This is a genomic window from Robiginitalea myxolifaciens, assembly GCF_900115205.1.
In the GTDB taxonomy this organism is placed as follows: Bacteria; Bacteroidota; Bacteroidia; order Flavobacteriales; family Flavobacteriaceae; genus Robiginitalea; species Robiginitalea myxolifaciens.
On sequence record NZ_FOYQ01000001.1, the window covers coordinates 461,240 to 478,564 of the forward strand.

The window sequence follows — 17,325 nt, forward strand, 5'->3', positions numbered from 1 at the left end:
AGTGTAGATATCAGCGGGGTTAGTACAGATGATCAGACTCTAGGCCTGGCCGGTAATACGCTGACTCTTGAAAACGGAGGAACCGTAGACCTTTCTTCTTACCTTGACAATACCGACAGCCAAGATCTCGAAGCAGTACTGAACCAAGGAAATAATGCTGCTGGAAATCAAATTTCCAATCTAGCCAATCCTACTGCTGCACAGGACGCCACTACCAAAGACTATGTAGATAATCTGCCGCGGGTCTATATGGGTGTTTTCCAAATTACAAGTTCTGGGTTACAATCGATAACGGGGATTCCCTTTCAACCGAGCAGTATCAGTTTCCAGGCACACGCCAATGTAGACAGCTTTAATTTGAATGCTGACAATGGGATACGCAACAATGAAAGGGGCCTAGAAAACTCCTATGGAAGCATGAATGGTTTCGTTCAGGACACGGGTAGCGGCCTGAATCAGCAGGTAATCTATGTCGGAGGTCATGGTAATTCTATAAACGATATATCGCGATATGCATCGAATTCCCACTGTATTGGATTACGGTATGGAAATCAGAATGGGGATAACCTTGGCCTGACCACCGCGCGAGTTACTTCACTAAATTCGGATGGATTCACTGTTGAAGCAGATCAATTTGCCGATGGGGTAATCGTAATGTTTCAAGCCTACCGATAAACCATGAAACGCAATATCTACAACTATTTCGGCACGCTGATTCCGGTGTTCCTCCTATACTCAACGAGTTGGGCCCAGGAAGGGATAGCGAATTTTACCGATATCGAAATGCATGGGGCGGGATCGCTCGGAATTCATACGAATTTTGAGAACCATGCCTCCTTTGTCAATGCCGAAGGCTTGACCGGATTTTATGGCGGCACCGGTTCTATAAAAGTTAGCGGCTCTCAAATCCCCTATTTCTTTGATGTAGAATTTGCATCAGACCAGGGCGTGCGCCTGGAATTACCAGTAGAAATTGAGAACAATGCAAATCTGATTCGCGGCGATTTGCTCACTTCCCGTCAGGAACTCAATGGATACCCCTTATTTAATTTCGATTCCTTCTACACAGGAGAAAGTAACAGCTCCAAAGTAGATGGATTTGTACGGGTACACAACAAATCCTCCTTTGTATTCCCGGTGGGTAGAGCAGGGAAATTAAGGGTGGTGGAAATTGAATCGGACGCAATCAATGCAGAGATAACCTGTGCTTATTTCTACGAGAACCCGGCACTTTACAGCGGTTTTCTAACTCGGGATACGCCCAGGCCCTTCGATAACCGATCTACACTGGAAACCACGACCGGTTTGCGGGTGAGCGGACTTGAATTTTGGTTCCTCGATGCAGCTTTACCTTCGCGGGTGAAACTGACCTGGGATGAAATTAGCAATGTCAGTAGTCTAGCGCAGTTTCTCGATGACCTGCGGGTGGTTGGAAAAAACAAGGCTACCGGTCAATGGGAAGATTTGGGAAACACTGAAATCTCCGGGGGTAAGGATAAGGGCTGGATTATCTCCGAGACATTCCTGCCTCAGGATTATGCAATTATTACTTTAGGAGGAACCCGAGAAACTGAAGCCTACACTACTGTTAATCTCGACAACTACTATATCTCTCCAAATAGCGACGGTGTAAACGAGAACTTAAAACTGGATCTTACCACGGAATACCGGAATAATTCCATTCAGATTTACGACCGAAATGGCCTGATGGTTTATAAAAAAGATCAATATCAAGGGGAATTCGTGGGCATAGCCAACGTAGACATGACCTACAGGAGAAATTCAGGATTGGAATCAGGAATTTACTTCTACATCATTACCTTCCACGATCTGAGGGAGAAACACCACGGTTATCTATACCTGACCGATTAAAAGACTACTCACGCTATTTTTAGTAAATTCGGGTTGCGGATAATTGCGCAAACTATGAAGCGAAGAAAATTTATACAGCAAACCGGGATAGCTTCCCTTGCCTTAGGGCTACCCGCAGTGGATTGGGCAAATTCAGGATTGCGACCCCAGGAATTATTCTCTGAGGCAGAACTCATGGGAAAAGCAGACATTCAGCTATTTGGCGAAGGCATTCAATTGCGGGAGGAAGCCCACGATTCCTTTGTGGAGATGAAACGGGCCGCCTACCAGGATGGCATCGACATAAAAGTGGTAAGCAGTTTTCGGAGTTATGAACGCCAGCGACAGATCTTTGAGCGGAAGTACATCCAATTTACCGATGTCGATGGCCTGAGTCCTATGGAAGCAATCGATAAAATTGTGGAGTATTCCACAATTCCCGGTACCAGTCGGCACCATTGGGGTACCGATGTAGACCTGATCGATGGAAATAAACGTGCCGAAGGCGACGTACTGGTTGCCGAAAAATTTGAAGCGGGAGGACCTTTCGCAGACTTTAAGGCCTGGATGGACGAGCATAGCGAGGACTATGGTTTTTATCTGGTCTATACCGATGATCCGAAACGCCGCGGTTTCAAATTCGAGCCCTGGCACTATTCCTATGCCCCAATTTCAATTTCCATGCTGGAGGAAATGCGCCGGATTAACCTGGTGCGCATTATGGAAAAGGAAGATTTCGAGGGCAGCGAACACTTTACAACTGGTTTCCTCAGGAATTATATCCAGGATAATATTCTGGATATCAATCCTTCCTTACTTTAAGATTTTCGTACCTTAAAAGGCGTCTTAAATCAGTATTACCATGCGTAGAGGGAGTTGGAAAATCCGCATCTTTATCGGTCTGGCAATCGTAGCCTTTGCCTTTATTCAGCGCTGCAGCAATAAAGAAGAAAACCCCTATACGGGAAGGGTCCAAACCATTAATATGACCGCGGATCAGGAGATTGCCATCGGTTTGCAAACCGCCCCGGAGATGGCACAACAACACGGTGGGCTCTACCCGGATGAGCGCCTTCAGAATTTTGTAGACAATGTTGGCCGGCGCCTGGTCCAGAATAGCATTGCACGGGAAACCCCATACAAATACGACTTCCACCTACTGGCCGATGACCGGACCATTAACGCCTTTGCACTTCCGGGAGGCCAAATTTTTATCACCTACGCCCTGTTCGCCAGACTGAACGAAGCCCAACTGGCTGGAGTGCTTGGCCATGAAATCGGTCACGTAATCGGGCGTCATTCTGCGGAACGTATTGCCGAGAGCAGTTTTTGGAAAACCCTCTCCATGGGTGCCTCCGTTGGTGCAGATATGGGGAACGTGGTAGCCGGTATAGGTCAGAATACCTTACTGAGCAATGGTCGGGGCGATGAACTGGAGAGCGACGAGCTGGGGGTGGTATTTATGATTCAAGCCGGATATAACCCGGAAGAATTAATCGAAGTAATGCGGATTCTGGCGGAAGCAGCCGGCCCGAATCGCGTGCCGGAATTCCAGAGTACCCACCCGGATCCGGAAAATCGCATCGAGAAAATCCGGGAGGCTATCGAGAAATATCGCTCCTGAACGAATAAACGGTGACCCGACTTGGGCGCCTCGCCAATTTTTGTACCTTGGGAGTACCCAATTCTTATTACTTACCTTGATTTTAGCCCTTATAGCTGTGTCTAAACGAGAACAACTATATGGGAACACTATTACATTTTAAGGACATTTATACAGACGCTTTTGACGACCTGAAGCCAGGTGCGATCAAGATTATACTGAAAGGTTACTCTGTATTTTGCGCGATAATGCTCAGCATGGCATTTTACGCATTCATGTACCGGGTTTTTACCGGTTTCGACTTTTGATTACCCTTTTATGAGAACACTGCACCGGCCCTGAGAAAGCTGGTAGACTTTAACGATAAAAGCCCCGGCTGCATAGCCGGGGCTTTTATTTGACTGATGAACAAACCCGCTGGTTTCTTCAAAATTTCATAGCGCTTTTCTAAATCTGCTCCCCGAAAGGAGCTCTGGCATTTTTTATGCCTTCAATACTTTGGTAAAGAGTGCCTGTGCCTCCTTAGCCCCTGAAAGTTTGGCGTGATGGATCACATCGTGCCCTCCATCACAGCGAATCTCCGGATCCGCCCCATGCTTCAGCAACACTTTGGCGATTTCTACCCGATTATAGCGGGCTGCAAAAATCAATGGGGTTTTACCCAGGGATTTCTGATTGACATCTACCCCTGTAGCGAGTAAGGCATACACCTTTTCTTTGTCTCCCTTCAGGATAGCCTCACAAAGTGGGCTGAGGCGGGCCAGATCTAATTCCATAAAGGAATCATAGTGCGCGGCTTCAGTAAAATCGGCCGGTAGGACCACAGTATCAAAATTGTGGGTTAATACAGGAATTGCACTGCCCGGACCCTTTGGCACCTCAGCAGCAGTCAATGGCAGGGTCGCACAGCAAAGCAGCGCAACCCCTAAGGAAATTAATCGTTTCATGACGCGTCGTTTTTGATTGATGATTGATGATTGATGATTGATGATTGATGATTGATGATGAATAAGTAATTACTATATAAATATAGACGATGCCAATAGTAAAATGTTTCACGATTAACAGAACCCTAACTAAAGTTTAACACCTGAACTAAAGTTTGCCCTGTCGCTGCGGGACTTCCAATTAAGCTGTATTTTTGCATTATGAATCAGAAAGCCATCTTGATGATCCTCGACGGTTGGGGGATCGCACAGAATCCAGAGGTCTCGGCAATTGACCAGGCCCATACACCTTTTATTGACTCCCTTTACGACAATTATGCGCATGCTACCCTGCGGACGGACGGCATGAACGTTGGTCTGCCGGATGGCCAAATGGGGAATTCCGAAGTAGGACACATGAACCTGGGTGCAGGACGCGTGGTTTATCAGGACCTTGCAAAAATCAATAAGGCCGTTGCTGAAGACAGCCTTAAAGAGGAGGGCGTACTGCAAAAGGCTTTAACTTATGCGAAAGAGTCCGGGAAACCCGTACACTTTTTGGGATTGCTGAGCGATGGTGGGGTACACAGTCATATCGACCATCTGAAGGGTCTGATCAGCACTGCCGCAAAAGCGGGAGTCCCCCAGAGTTATATACATGCCTTTACGGATGGACGGGATGTGGATCCGAAGAGCGGCGCTGGTTTTGTGTCGGATCTTGTGAATTTCATCGCAGACAAACCTTGCGACCTGGCCACTATCGTTGGGCGGTATTACGCCATGGATCGGGATAAACGCTGGGAACGGGTAAAGGAGGCCTATGACCTCCTCGTAAATGGCAAAGGGAAACTAACCGCAGATGCCGTTACCGCCCTGGAAGAAAGTTATTCCACCGGGACCACAGACGAATTTATAAAGCCCCTGGCGATAAGTGCCTCCGGAGAGGCTCCGATCGCGACGATACAAGATGGCGATGTCGTGATATTCTTTAATTTTCGTACCGATCGCGGCCGGGAACTAACCCAGGTATTGAGCCAGCAAGCTTTCCCGGAATACGATATGAAGCCCTTAGACCTCTATTATGTAACCCTTACCAATTACGACGAAACCTTCAAGGGAGTACACGTAGTCTATGACAAAGACAATATCGAAAATACACTCGGTGAGGTGCTCTCCCGAGCCGGAAAGAAGCAAATCCGAATTGCGGAAACCGAAAAATACCCGCATGTAACCTTCTTTTTTAATGGAGGACGGGAAACCCCCTTTGAAGGGGAAGAGCGAATCCTGTGCCCTTCACCCAAAGTGGCTACCTATGACCTGCAGCCCGAAATGAGCGCTCCGGATATTCGGGATGCCATTGTGGACGAATTACAAAATGCCGAAGCCGACTTTGTCTGTTTGAATTTTGCGAATCCGGATATGGTGGGGCATACCGGCGATATGGCCGCTGCCATCAAAGCCTGTGAAACTGTAGATGCCTGTGCCCGGGATGTAATTAACGCAGGCCTGGCCAATGGTTACAGTACCCTGGTGATCGCTGACCACGGGAATTGCGACATCATGATCAACCCCGACGGCAGCCCGAATACAGCGCATACCACAAACCCTGTCCCCCTAATCCTGGTAGACCCGGATCGCAAACAAATCAAAGCAGGGGTATTGGGGGATATTGCTCCTACCCTGCTGGAAATAATCGGTGTGCCCGCACCTGAAGCCATGACCGGAAAATCCCTGATATGATTCGAAGTTTATTTTTGATTGGCATTCTGGGTATTCTTTTGCTTGGCTGCAAAGCGCAACCCAAGCACACTGCCGTTCGCATGCCCGATACTGAGAGTGATACCCTAATGCTCGTGGGCACGGCTTCCCTGGATTCTTTGGCGGTGGCTCCTTATTCGGGATGGTATCATGAGAACCGGGAGGCCTATGCGCCGTCGGATGAAAAAATAGAAGCCCTCAAACCGCTATTGAAAAAAGTCAAAATCCAGGTATTCCTGGGAACCTGGTGCAAGGATAGCAAGCGGGAGGTCCCTCGTTTTACAAAGATCCTGGAGGAAGCGGGTTATGATCCCTCCCGGGTCGAAGTAATTGCCGTGGATCGGGAAAAGATTGCTCCTGAGGAACATGTAGCTGGAATGTCGCTCATTAATGTTCCTACCTTCATTTTCTATAAAAACAAGGAAGAGCTCGGACGCATCGTGGAGTTCCCGATAGAAGACCTGGAATCTGATATGCTCAAGATCTTAAGCGGGGAGCCCTATCGCCACGCCTACGACTGGGATTAGTATATTTGCGGCATGGTTCACCTGAAGACTGCAGAAGAAATAGAATTGATGCGGGAAAGCGCCCTGGTGGTGTCTCGTACCCTGGGAATGATCGCCTCGGAGATCAAACCGGGAGTATCCGGCCTGTATCTCGACAAATTAGCCGAAACCTTTATCCGTGACCATGGGGCGGAGCCCGGGTTTCTGGGAATGTACGATTTCCCGAATACCCTGAATATCAGCCCGAACGCCCAGGTTGTCCATGGTATTCCCAACGACGAACCTTTTGAGGATGGAGACATCGTATCTGTAGATTGCGGAGCCCTTAAAAATGGCTTCTACGGGGATCACGCCTACACGTTTGCCCTTGGGGAAGTAGCTCCTGCTACCCTGAAACTTCTGGAGGTAACCAAAGCTTCTCTTTATGAAGGTATCCGCCAATTTAAGGCTGGTAACCGCGTTGGCGATGTAGGCTATACGATCCAACATTATTGTGAGTCCCACGGATACGGGGTGGTTCGCGAACTGGTAGGCCACGGCCTGGGGCGCAAACTTCACGAATCCCCGGAAATGCCCAATTACGGCAAACGCGGAAGGGGCAAAAAATTTCAGGACGGAATGGTCGTTGCCATCGAGCCCATGATCAATATGGGAACGCGACGGATCAAACAATTACGCGACGGTTGGACCATACTCACAGCCGATGGTCAACCCAGTGCCCACTTTGAGCACGACGTGGCCCTTATCGACGGTAAGCCCGAATTGCTTTCCACCTTCGGTTTCATTTACGAAGCGCTGGGGATTGAGTCCGATGAAGAAAAGGAATTTAGGCACAATGTACCTGCTTCTTAAGTCGTGAAAAAAATCTTCAAATGGGTATTGGGAATCGTGCCCAGGCCATTACTCATTCGCCTGAGTTATCTCGTTCGCCCGTTTTTTGCCCTGATATATAAGGGAGATCGGTATACCGATCCGATAGACGGGCGCAGCTTTCGCACTTTCCTGCCCTATGGCTATGAAGTGCAACGGGAAGCCGTCCTCTCCCCCTCTACCCTCAGTTTGGAAAGGCATCGCTTGCTTTGGCTGTATCTGGAACGAGAAACCAATTTCTTTACCCAACCTTCCCGCGTCCTGCATTTTGCTCCTGAGCAGTCCTTTTACAAGCGCTTTCGAAAACTCGAGCACACCGAATATTTGACTACAGATCTGAACTCCCCTTTGGCCGATGTACACGCCGACATCTGCGACCTGCCGTTTGCAGACAATTCCTATGATATTATCCTGTGCAACCATGTTCTCGAGCACATCCCCGATGATCGCAAGGCCATGCGGGAGCTCTACAGGGTTATGGCTCCGGGCGGATGGGGGGTATTTCAAATCCCCCAGGATCTAAAACGGGAACACACCTTCGAAGATTCAAGCATCACAGACCCAACGGAACGCCGTCGTATTTTCGGGCAGTACGATCACTTGCGGGTATACGGCAGGGATTACTTTGAAATTCTGGAAGCAGCCGGATTTCAGGTGGAGGCTGTGGATTATACCAAATCCCTGACTGCTGAAGAAGTCGAACGTTATCGCTTGGCCCAAGGAGAATTGATTCCCGTGGTGCGCAAACCGTTATCTGTTTAATCCGTTTCTACACGCTTTAGGAAACCCCTGGTCATATACTCCCGGGTTGTACCTGTTGAATCCAGGTAAATGATATACCCTTCGAGGTCTGCATGGTCTGCCAACAGGCCTTTTGTCGTTTCCAGATCCATAGCCATCCCGGCTGTGGCAAAGGCATCGGCCCGCATACAGGTTGGTGCGAGGACAGATACTGCCAGAACGTTTGAGTTCCGGGTGTATCCGCTTAAGGGATCTATGGTGTGCACGAATTTCTCACCCGTGAGGGAATCGATCCTGAACTTACGGTAGTTCCCGGAAGAAGCCATGGCAATGTCCGCCAAAGCCACTGTTTTCTTTATACTACGGGTGCCTTCTGCCTGTGGGTCATCAATACCAATGCGCCAGGGAGATCCATCTTCCGGATGATTGCCGCGAACGCGGACTTCCCCACCAACCTCCACCAGATAGTTTTCAACTCCGCGGGATTCCAGCAGGGTTGCCAGGCGATCAATCGCATACCCTTTGGCAATAGCGTTGAAATCGAAACGCAATCCCGGAGGGTTCATACGTACCGTGCCGTCGGAAAGTAATTCCACCTTGTCAAAACCTACGTATTGCAACAAGCTATCTACACGTGTACTGTCCATGGAAAGGGTGCCCTCGGGTCCAAAACCCCAGGCGTTGACCAGCACTCCTACTGTGGGGTCAAAATAGCCGCCGGTAGCGGAATACACGTAGGCCGATTCTTCAAAGACTTCGCGGAACATGGCATCGACCTGAATGGTAGTATCCCCCCGGTTGATTTTGCTGATGTCGGAATCCGGCCAGTAGGTAGACATACTCTGGTTAATTACTTCAAACGTGGAATCGATCGCCATCTGCATGGCTTCTGGGTTTTCGCTGAACTCCGAAGGGGTTGGGCCATAAAAAATGATCCCGTACCCTGTCCCCAGGGCCTCTCCTCCATAGGTGAATTTGCCTGTTTGGGTCGCTTCCGGTCCGCAGGCTACGAGCATCGCGCCCATCAGCACCGTTGCAACCAGCACACGAATCGGGAAGAAGCACTTATTGAATTTCGATAAGGCCATGGTAGTCTACGATATAGGGTTGATTCAGGTACACCGGCTCGTTACGGTTTTCTGCATTGGACAATCCCACACCGGCATAAAAGGTCCGTGCCTCAAATTTTAATGCGTGATCTTTAATTTTATCGAGAAGCTTCTCGTCGTAGACCGTTGGATCCTCCGGGAAGGGAACCGGCCGTACCACAATAAAATGCAAGTTCTTGTCCTTGAGACAGACAAATTGGGGATCCTGCTTCATGTCACTCTTAACCCCCATGAATTCAAAACCATCGGCCACCAACTGTCGCCCGACAATGTTCATAGCCAGGTTATGTAATTCCTGTTTGGATAATTCCTTCATCTGTTCCGGATTAAAAAAACCGATATGAGGTCATATCGGTTTTTAAGTTCAAAGTTCCTGGATTATCCTCCGAAATCGTCGAAGCGAATATGCTCATCCGGGATTCCAAAGTCCTCGCCCATTTTCTGAACCGCCTTGTTCATCAAGGGTGGTCCACAGAAATAGAGTTCAATGTCTTCAGGAGACTCGTGATCATTCAGGTAGTAATCAATCACAGAGTTGTGAATGAATCCTACGAATCCGTCACCGGGAGCATCCAAACTTTCCTTAACCTTCCAGTTATCTTCTTCCAGAGGCTCAGAGAGGGCCATGTAGAACTTAAAGTTCGGGAATTCCTTCTCCAGCTGCTTGAAGTGATCGATATAGAAGAGTTCGCGCTTGGAACGTCCTCCGTACCAGTAGGTCACTTTACGGTTTGTTTTCAAAGTCTTGAAGAGGTGGTACAGGTGGGACCGCATCGGTGCCATTCCTGCTCCTCCCCCTACATACAACATCTCGGATTCCGAATGGTTGATGAAGAATTCTCCATAAGGCCCGGAAATAGTAACCTTATCTCCTTTTTTCAGGGAAAAGATATAGGAGGAAGCTACTCCGGGGTTCACATCCATCCACCCATTCTTGGAACGATCCCATGGCGGCGTCGCAATACGTACGTTAAGCATGATCTCACGTCCTTCAGCAGGGAAGGAAGCCATGGAGTAGGCACGCTCTACGGTTTCCGGGTTCTTCATGACCAACGGCCAGAGGTTGAACTTATCCCATTCGGCCTGGAACTTGTCCGGGGAATCGTGTTCTTCCGGGTGGGCCGTAATGTCGATATCCTTGTAAGGAACCTCACAGGGAGGAATCTCAATCTGGATGTATCCTCCTGCCTTGTAGTTCATGTCCTCAGGAATTTCCACTACGAATTCCTTGATGAAGGAAGCCACATTGTAGTTACGCACCACGGTGCCCTCCCATTTTTTGATTCCGAAGACTTCTTCAGGAATGGTGATTTCCATGTCCTGCTTCACCTTTACCTGGCAAGCCAAGCGCGCGCCTTCGTTGAGTTCCCTCTTGGAGAAGTGGGGCGTCTCGGTTGGCAAGGCTTCCCCACCACCGGAGATTACGTGGCATTCGCATTGGATACAGGTTCCACCTCCACCACAGGCAGAGGGCAAAAATATTTTCTCACCACCCAGGGTAGACAATAAGGTGCTTCCCGAGGCTACTTCTACCTCCTTCTCTCCATTAATAGTTATGGTAACCGGCCCGGAAGGGGACAGCTTTTCCTTGGTGAAAAGCAGCAGCGCTACCAGAAGGAGGACCAGGATTAAAAATGCAATTACTGTGATCAGGATTGTTCCTGAAGTTGTCGCTAATAACATCTATTACGATTTTACGAGATCATTATACGATACGGCCTCACCGGCTTCGGCTGCCGCTTTTGTGGTTTGGTCTTCTGGATTGGTTGTTGTTTTATCTGCCTCAGGAGCGTAAGTCTCCGGAGTTGCCTCGACCTGTTGGGTAGCCGGCACCTCCACCGCCTGCTCTTCAGCTGCAGCTTCGTCTCCTCCGGTAAGCATTCCTCCGAAACTCTGGAAACCAATTCCCATGAGTCCGGTTATGATAAAGGTAATCCCTAAACCTCGCAGAGGTGGTGGCACTTTGGAATACCGGATTTTTTCACGGATCGCAGCAATGGCCAGAATTGCCAGGAACCATCCGATTCCGGAACTGATTCCATAGTTCACTGCCAGACCCAGAGAAGGGATCTCCCGTGCCTGCATAAAGAGCGATCCTCCCAGGATCGCGCAGTTTACTGCAATTAGGGGCAGGAAAATACCCAGGGAATTATACAGGGAAGGCGAAAATTTTTCCACCACAATCTCTACCAACTGCACCATGGTAGCAATGGTCGCGATAAAGAGGATAAAGGACAAAAAGCTCAGGTCGTAGCTGGCGTATTCTTCACCGAGCCAGGTCAGGGCTCCTTCCTGTAATAAATACTGATCTAACAGCCAATTCAACGGAACGGTCACCCCCAATACGAAGATTACCGCAGCTCCCAGGCCCACAGCCGTGCTTACCTTCTTGGATACGGCCAAATAGGAACACATCCCGAGGAATACGGCAAAGACCATATTGTCGATAAAGATTGACTTGAAAAATAATTCTACGTGTTCTAACATCTTACAGCTGCTTAGTTTTCTTCAATTAAGGCACGGTTGCGCGAACGTTGTACCCAGATAATTACACCTACCACAATCAGGGCCGCAGGGGGAATGATCATGAAACCATTGTTCTCGTATCCGGTGGAATATAAACCGGTTTTGGCGATGGGGTCTCCCAGCACAGGGATGCCGAATAGCGTTCCGGATCCCAGCAATTCTCGGAAAAACCCGACAATGATCAGAATCACCCCATATCCAAGGGCATTACCAATACCATCGAGGAAGGATCTCCATAACCCGTTTCCAAGGGCAAAGGCTTCGAAGCGTCCCATGATGATACAGTTGGTAATGATCAGACCCACAAATACCGCAAGCGTTTTGCTGAGTTCATAGGCAAATGCCTTGAGCACCTGATCCACGATAATTACCAGGGTAGCTACCACGATCAATTGAACAATAATCCGGATTTTGGAAGGGATGATATTCCTTAAGAGGGATATCACAACATTCCCAACCCCCATTACGAAGATTACCGAAATGGCCATAACCAGAGATGCCTTTAACTCGGCGGTAATGGCTAGGGCGGAACAAATTCCCAATACCTGAATGGTGATGGGGTTATTGTCGGCCAGCGGATCTAAAATGAGATTGGCGTCTTTTTTACTGAGTAGTGCCATATTATTGTTTTCTGATGGATTCGAGGTAGTTCTTGTACAGATTAACCGTCTGTGATATCATGGCGGAAACACCGTTTCCGGTAATGGTTGCACCGGCAAGGGCGTCGACTTCGTTATCGTCCTTATCCTGGTTCAGGGGATCGTTGTTTCCTTTGGCTACGTTAATCCCTGCATAACGCGTTCCGTCAAGGATTGACTCCCCGGAAAAATCGTCCATGAAGTAACGGGCTTTAATATTCGCCCCCAGTCCTGGCGTCTCTGCCTTGTGGTCAAAGTACACGCCCTGGACAACGAGGTTCTCGTCAATAGCGATGTGGCCCCAGATGGCATCCCAAAGCCCTTTTCCGTACATGGGAATAATATAATAGGTCTTCCCGTCCTTCTCACCAACCATGATTGGCAGTCGGGCATCTTCCCCGTTCTTAATCTTGGCGAGTTGTTGTTTCATGTCGATCAGGTAAGCCTCATCGTCTTCCAGGATTTGACCATTTTCCAGTACTAGCTGCTGCTTGATGTACTGGGTAAATGTGGCTTCAACTTCTGATTTGGCAACGAAGTTTACGGAGCCATCGTCGTCGTTCTCATTGACTCCCATGGCATAGAGGATATTCTGTTGCTTCTCAAAACGCTCGTTCTCCTTGATCATCGGTTTCAGACCCGATGCCAGGAAAGCGAGGATAGATCCCACCACTACCACCATGATACTGGCGAAGATGACGGTATAGACGTTGTTACTTGTGTTTATGGCCATAACTATGCAGTTTCAGCTTGTAATTCCTGGGCTATGCCATCCGTGGTTTTAGGCAGGATGGTAGCCGTTTTTAATCGTTTCAATCGTCTTTTAACATTGCCCTGGATAACATAGTGGTCAATGGTAGGAGCAAAGACGTTCATCAGGAGGATTGCGAGGAATACCCCTTCCGGATAGGCCGGATTAAATACCCGGATCATAACGGAAATAAATCCGATAAAGAAGCCGTAGATCCATTTACCCCGGTTGGTCTGTGACCCGGTTACCGGGTCGGTGGCCATATAAACAATACCAAAGGCCAGGCCTCCCACTATGAGGTGCTTCCAGAATTCAAAACTCATTAGCCCGTAGAAACTGCTGGTTTCTCCGATCCATCCCTGGGCAACTACTCCGTTAAATATTAGTCCCATAACCAGGGCACCAATCACGGCGCTGAGCATGATTCGCCAGCTGGCGATTTTACTGAAGATCAAAAACAGACCCCCGATCAGGATTAAAAAAGCAGAGGTTTCTCCGACAGATCCCGGGATGAATCCAAAGAACATGTCCGAAACGCTGTAATCGTATGAGGCATTCTGCGCCAGGGATCCCAGAATGGTTTCCCCACTAATAGCGTCCGGCGTACCTGCGCGATCAACGGCCTGGTGCACCCACACTTTATCCCCACTCATCCAGGTTGGATAGGCAAAGAACAGGAAGGCGCGAATGGTAAGGGCCGGGTTCAGGATATTCATTCCTGTTCCTCCAAATACCTCTTTACCGATAACCACCCCAAAGACAACAGCTACAGCCAGCATCCAAAGCGGTGTATCCACAGGGACAATCAACGGAACAAGCATCCCGGTGACCAGGTAACCTTCTTCCACCTCATGCCCTTTGATCACGGCGAAAATAAATTCAACGATCAATCCTACCGCATAGCTGACCACAACCAGTGGCATTACCTGGGTAAAGCCCAACCAGAAATTCTCCCAGGTCAGGAAGTTACCGAAGAGGTCAACCGTACGGGGAACTCCGTTAGCGGCGTCGATGGCAGCGTAGTACTGGTATCCCGTGTTGAAAAAGGAAAATATCAGTACCGGGATCAAAGCCATGATAACGGTATTCATCGTGCGCTTTAAATCATCTACGGCCCGTACATGGCCCCCGCTATGGGTGGTTTCGTCCGGTGTAAATAAAAAGGTGTGAAAAGCATTAAAGGCAGGTGCCATTTTCTTGCCCCGGAAACGGTGCTTGATAATGTGCATCCTTTTTTTCAATGTGAGTCTTTTGTCGCTCATAATTATTATCCTATTTCCTTGTGTAAAAGATCGAGTCCTTGTCGAATAATTTCTTGGTGCGGTTGCTTGGAAATACAAATGAATTCGGTCAGGGAGAAATCCTCTGGGATTACCTCATAAAGACCGAGCTGTTCCATTTCGTCTATATCCTGGTACATGCAGGCCTTGAGCAACTGCATTGGGTAAATATCCAGGGGGAATACTTTTTCGTACTGTCCGGTAACCACAAAAGCGCGGTGCTCTCCGTTGGTGTTGGTATCCAGATCGTATTTCTTGTTTGGCTGTAACCAGTGAAAGGTCAAGGCACGGGTAGTGGATACTTTATTGAATACCGGTTTATTCCACCCAAATAGCTCGTAATCGTCTCCTTCGGGGATTACCGAAACCGTATTGTTATAAAATCCGAGATGGCCATCGGGTCGCGATTTACTTCCGGTAAGTACATCTCCGTTGATTACCCGCATATTCTCTTCGTTCACGCCACTGGCGTAGAGGAAGGTCGAAATCTCAGCGCCAATTCGGGTGCTGTAATATTTCGGCGTCTTGACGCAGGAACCGGCCAGCGCAATGATACGCTCCGGATTGAATACCCCGGTAAGCAGGGCCTCCCCGATAATTACCAGATCGGCTGGGGAAACAGTCCAAACCCGCTCTCCTTTGTTGATCGGGTCAATTTTATTGATCTGGGTTCCCACTAACCCGGCAGGGTGCGGGCCGCTTACTACATGCTTTTCAAATCCAGATAGGGCATTGAATGGAGAATCTGCTCCTTTTCCGACACTCACGTGCACTTTGCCCGGAGTGAGTTTACCCAGCGCATCAATAGCCGCTTGCAACTCCTTCTCTTTACCCTTCAGGGTATAATTGATATCAGCAGCCAGCGGGGCAGTGACATAGGCCGAGATAAAGATAGCCTTCGGTTGGTCCTCAGGATCTGCAATCAGATCGTAGGGGCGTTGCTTGATGAAAGGCCAGCATCCGGAAGCCAGGAGGAAGGCACGCAAATCGCTCGCGTCTGCCTTTTCCAGGTCCAGTGGCTTGTGCTTTACTTGTTGCTGCTCTTTATCTGCGAGGATTTTGAGCTTGAGGATGCGACGGCGCGCTCCCCGCTCAATTTCCACGAGTTCCCCGCTAACCGGGGAAACAAAAAGCATATCGCGATTGTTCTTGTTGTAGAATAAGGCTTCTCCCGCCTTAACTTCCTCTCCTTCTTTGAGAAGCATTTTAGGAGTAAGTCCGTGAAAATCGTCGAGATTAATCACGTATACGTTACTGGAAACTGCTTTGGATGTGGAAAATTCTGCGGCGCCTACGAGGTTAATATTCAGCCCCTTTTTGATGCGGATGTCCCTGGACATATTGTAGTTGACCTTAGGTTAAAAAGTACGTGCAAAAATAGTGACAAATAGACTTAGATCATAATAATTGACCCATTTTTTGGTCATAGGTCGAAGGGAATTCCCCACCTTGTGTTTTTGTTTACCTTTGCCCTTGTAATTGGCCGAAAATGCGGACGAAAATTAAACAATGCTACCCTTTTTACCTGTGGATTTTACTCCTGTTGGGTAACTGTTTGGCGGCATGGGCCCAACCGATGGAGGAAGTAGCCCCACCTGAGCACATAAAGTCGGTAATTTTTACCGGTCCAACCGAGGACCAGTTTCCAATTATCCGCCTCGGGCAAAGCTTTACCCTGGAATTCGATGACCTCTCGGCCAGCGAACAGGATTTCTACTATAAAATTACCCATTGCGACTACGACTGGCAACCTTCCCAATTATTGAAGTCCCAGTACCTCAATGGTATGGATAACCAGCGGATCATTACCTATTCCAATAGTTATACCACGCTGCAGCCTTATTCGAACTACCGCCTGAGGATTCCCAATGAGCAGGTAGGCCTGAAGGTCAGTGGAAACTACATCATTGAAATTTTTAACTCGGTAGGAGAATTGCAATTCTCCCGGCGGTTTGTCGTTTATCAGGATCGGGTTCAGGTACCTGCCTTGGTAAGACGATCGCGGGATATTCAGTTTATGGACGAGAAGCAATCCGTCCATTTCCGCATTATCCCGACCAATATTCAACTGATCAATCCCAAGAAGGAAGTCCGGGTTGCCATCTTACAGAATTACCACTGGCCCACTGCCCTGTACGACATCGCTCCGCAATTTACCATAGGTACCGAGCTCGTTTACCGCTACGACCAGGAAACGGCCTTCTTTGGAGGTAATGAATACCTGAATTTTGATACCAGTGACCTGCGGGCGCCCACGGCTGCAATTTCACGGATCGAACTGGGGGATCTTTACGAGCATCACCTCTTTCCAAATCGCTATCGGTTTGATGTCCCTTATACCTATTTTCCAGACATCAACGGGGATTTTCGAATCCGCACGCTGCAGGGGAATGATGCCTCCCGGGAGGGGGAATATACCCGGGTTCATTTCCGCCTGCCCTACACCGGGATGATTGGCCTGGACAACGTTTACATTTTTGGGAAATACAACAATTACGAGCTGGAACCCCAGAATGCGATGACCTATAATTCCGAAACCGGAAATCTGGAAGGAATGCTCTTGCTCAAGCAGGGCTTTTACAACTTCAAATACGTTATCCAGCGCGAAGATGGTACTGTGGAGCTCAATGAGATTGGCGGGAATTTCCACTTTACTGAAAACACCTATACCATACTTGTATATTACCGCGATTTCGGGGATCTTTACGATGGTGTGATCGGTGTGGGCACCGCAAATTCGAGTACGATCAGCAACTAAACTTTCGA

Annotated in this window: 19 protein-coding genes; 10 read left to right on the top strand and 9 right to left on the bottom strand. The window is 48.6% G+C overall.

Going from position 1 to position 17,325, the window contains the following annotated elements:
* From BM318_RS14355 to BM318_RS14360, 5 genes are all read left to right on the top strand, one after another.
* A partial coding sequence (locus BM318_RS14355; protein WP_394333320.1) for a hypothetical protein occupies positions 1–675 on the top strand: 675 nt, incomplete at its 5' end.
* A gap of 3 nt (positions 676–678) precedes the next feature.
* Positions 679–1,872 carry a T9SS type B sorting domain-containing protein gene (locus tag BM318_RS02035; protein WP_092980251.1) on the top strand — a complete coding sequence of 398 codons (1,194 nt, stop codon included), beginning with the start codon at positions 679–681 and terminating at the stop codon, positions 1,870–1,872.
* Between the two features lie 54 nt (positions 1,873–1,926).
* Entirely contained in the window at positions 1,927–2,673 is a 747-nt protein-coding gene (locus BM318_RS02040; RefSeq protein WP_092980253.1) for a M15 family metallopeptidase, read from the top strand.
* A 40-nt stretch (positions 2,674–2,713) separates the two neighbouring features.
* Positions 2,714–3,475 (top strand): M48 family metalloprotease, encoded by a 762-nt coding sequence (locus tag BM318_RS02045; protein ID WP_092980255.1) that lies wholly within the window; start codon positions 2,714–2,716, stop codon positions 3,473–3,475.
* A gap of 119 nt (positions 3,476–3,594) precedes the next feature.
* Positions 3,595–3,762 (top strand): DUF6747 family protein, encoded by a 168-nt coding sequence (locus tag BM318_RS14360; protein WP_177218240.1) that lies wholly within the window; start codon positions 3,595–3,597, stop codon positions 3,760–3,762.
* A gap of 174 nt (positions 3,763–3,936) precedes the next feature.
* Here the strand turns inward: BM318_RS14360 and BM318_RS02050 are convergent, their stop codons facing one another.
* Positions 3,937–4,401: an ankyrin repeat domain-containing protein gene (locus BM318_RS02050; protein ID WP_092980256.1), complete on the bottom strand. Its 465-nt coding sequence runs from the start codon at positions 4,399–4,401 to the stop codon at positions 3,937–3,939.
* 201 nt (positions 4,402–4,602) lie between these two features.
* Between BM318_RS02050 and gpmI the strand changes: the two genes are divergently transcribed.
* The 4 genes from gpmI to BM318_RS02070 are packed head-to-tail and all read left to right on the top strand — an operon-like array spanning position 4,603 to position 8,276.
* Entirely contained in the window at positions 4,603–6,120 is a 1,518-nt protein-coding gene (gene gpmI / locus BM318_RS02055) for a 2,3-bisphosphoglycerate-independent phosphoglycerate mutase (protein ID WP_092980257.1), read from the top strand.
* Positions 6,117–6,665 (top strand): thioredoxin family protein, encoded by a 549-nt coding sequence (locus BM318_RS02060; RefSeq protein WP_092980259.1) that lies wholly within the window; start codon positions 6,117–6,119, stop codon positions 6,663–6,665. The genes gpmI and BM318_RS02060 overlap by 4 nt, the downstream gene beginning before the upstream one ends.
* Positions 6,666–6,677: 12 nt before the next feature.
* Positions 6,678–7,496, top strand: a complete 819-nt coding sequence (gene map / locus BM318_RS02065) for a type I methionyl aminopeptidase (RefSeq protein ID WP_092980260.1) — start codon at positions 6,678–6,680, stop codon at positions 7,494–7,496.
* Positions 7,497–7,499: 3 nt separating this feature from the next.
* On the top strand, positions 7,500–8,276 hold the full coding sequence (locus tag BM318_RS02070; protein WP_092980264.1) for a class I SAM-dependent methyltransferase: 777 nt from the start codon (positions 7,500–7,502) through the stop codon (positions 8,274–8,276).
* Here BM318_RS02070 and BM318_RS02075 read toward each other — a convergent pair.
* The 8 genes from BM318_RS02075 to BM318_RS02110 all read right to left on the bottom strand — a co-directional run bounded on the left by BM318_RS02075 (position 8,273) and on the right by BM318_RS02110 (position 15,899).
* A complete protein-coding gene (locus BM318_RS02075) occupies positions 8,273–9,343 on the bottom strand; it encodes an FAD:protein FMN transferase (RefSeq protein WP_245759714.1) in 1,071 nt (356 codons plus the stop codon). The genes BM318_RS02070 and BM318_RS02075 overlap by 4 nt on opposite strands.
* A complete protein-coding gene (locus BM318_RS02080) occupies positions 9,321–9,680 on the bottom strand; it encodes a Na(+)-translocating NADH-quinone reductase subunit F (RefSeq protein ID WP_092980266.1) in 360 nt (119 codons plus the stop codon). The genes BM318_RS02075 and BM318_RS02080 overlap by 23 nt, the downstream gene beginning before the upstream one ends.
* A gap of 62 nt (positions 9,681–9,742) precedes the next feature.
* The gene (gene nqrF, locus BM318_RS02085) at positions 9,743–11,047 is read right to left on the bottom strand and encodes an NADH:ubiquinone reductase (Na(+)-transporting) subunit F (RefSeq protein ID WP_092980269.1); all 1,305 of its coding nucleotides are present in this window, start codon (positions 11,045–11,047) and stop codon (positions 9,743–9,745) included.
* A gap of 3 nt (positions 11,048–11,050) precedes the next feature.
* Positions 11,051–11,851: an NADH:ubiquinone reductase (Na(+)-transporting) subunit E gene (nqrE, locus tag BM318_RS02090; RefSeq protein WP_245759715.1), complete on the bottom strand. Its 801-nt coding sequence runs from the start codon at positions 11,849–11,851 to the stop codon at positions 11,051–11,053.
* Positions 11,852–11,862: 11 nt separating this feature from the next.
* Positions 11,863–12,510: an NADH:ubiquinone reductase (Na(+)-transporting) subunit D gene (locus BM318_RS02095; protein ID WP_092980271.1), complete on the bottom strand. Its 648-nt coding sequence runs from the start codon at positions 12,508–12,510 to the stop codon at positions 11,863–11,865.
* 1 nt (position 12,511) lies between these two features.
* Positions 12,512–13,261 (bottom strand): Na(+)-translocating NADH-quinone reductase subunit C, encoded by a 750-nt coding sequence (locus tag BM318_RS02100; protein WP_092980273.1) that lies wholly within the window; start codon positions 13,259–13,261, stop codon positions 12,512–12,514.
* A gap of 2 nt (positions 13,262–13,263) precedes the next feature.
* Positions 13,264–14,541: an NADH:ubiquinone reductase (Na(+)-transporting) subunit B gene (locus tag BM318_RS02105; protein ID WP_092980275.1), complete on the bottom strand. Its 1,278-nt coding sequence runs from the start codon at positions 14,539–14,541 to the stop codon at positions 13,264–13,266.
* Positions 14,542–14,546: 5 nt separating this feature from the next.
* Positions 14,547–15,899, bottom strand: coding sequence for a Na(+)-translocating NADH-quinone reductase subunit A (locus BM318_RS02110; RefSeq protein ID WP_092980277.1), 1,353 nt, complete (start codon positions 15,897–15,899; stop codon positions 14,547–14,549).
* A 149-nt stretch (positions 15,900–16,048) separates the two neighbouring features.
* On the opposite strand from BM318_RS02110, the gene BM318_RS02115 reads away from it, so the two are divergent.
* Positions 16,049–17,317: a type IX secretion system plug protein gene (locus BM318_RS02115; RefSeq protein ID WP_092980279.1), complete on the top strand. Its 1,269-nt coding sequence runs from the start codon at positions 16,049–16,051 to the stop codon at positions 17,315–17,317.
* The last annotated feature ends 8 nt before the right edge of the window (positions 17,318–17,325 follow it).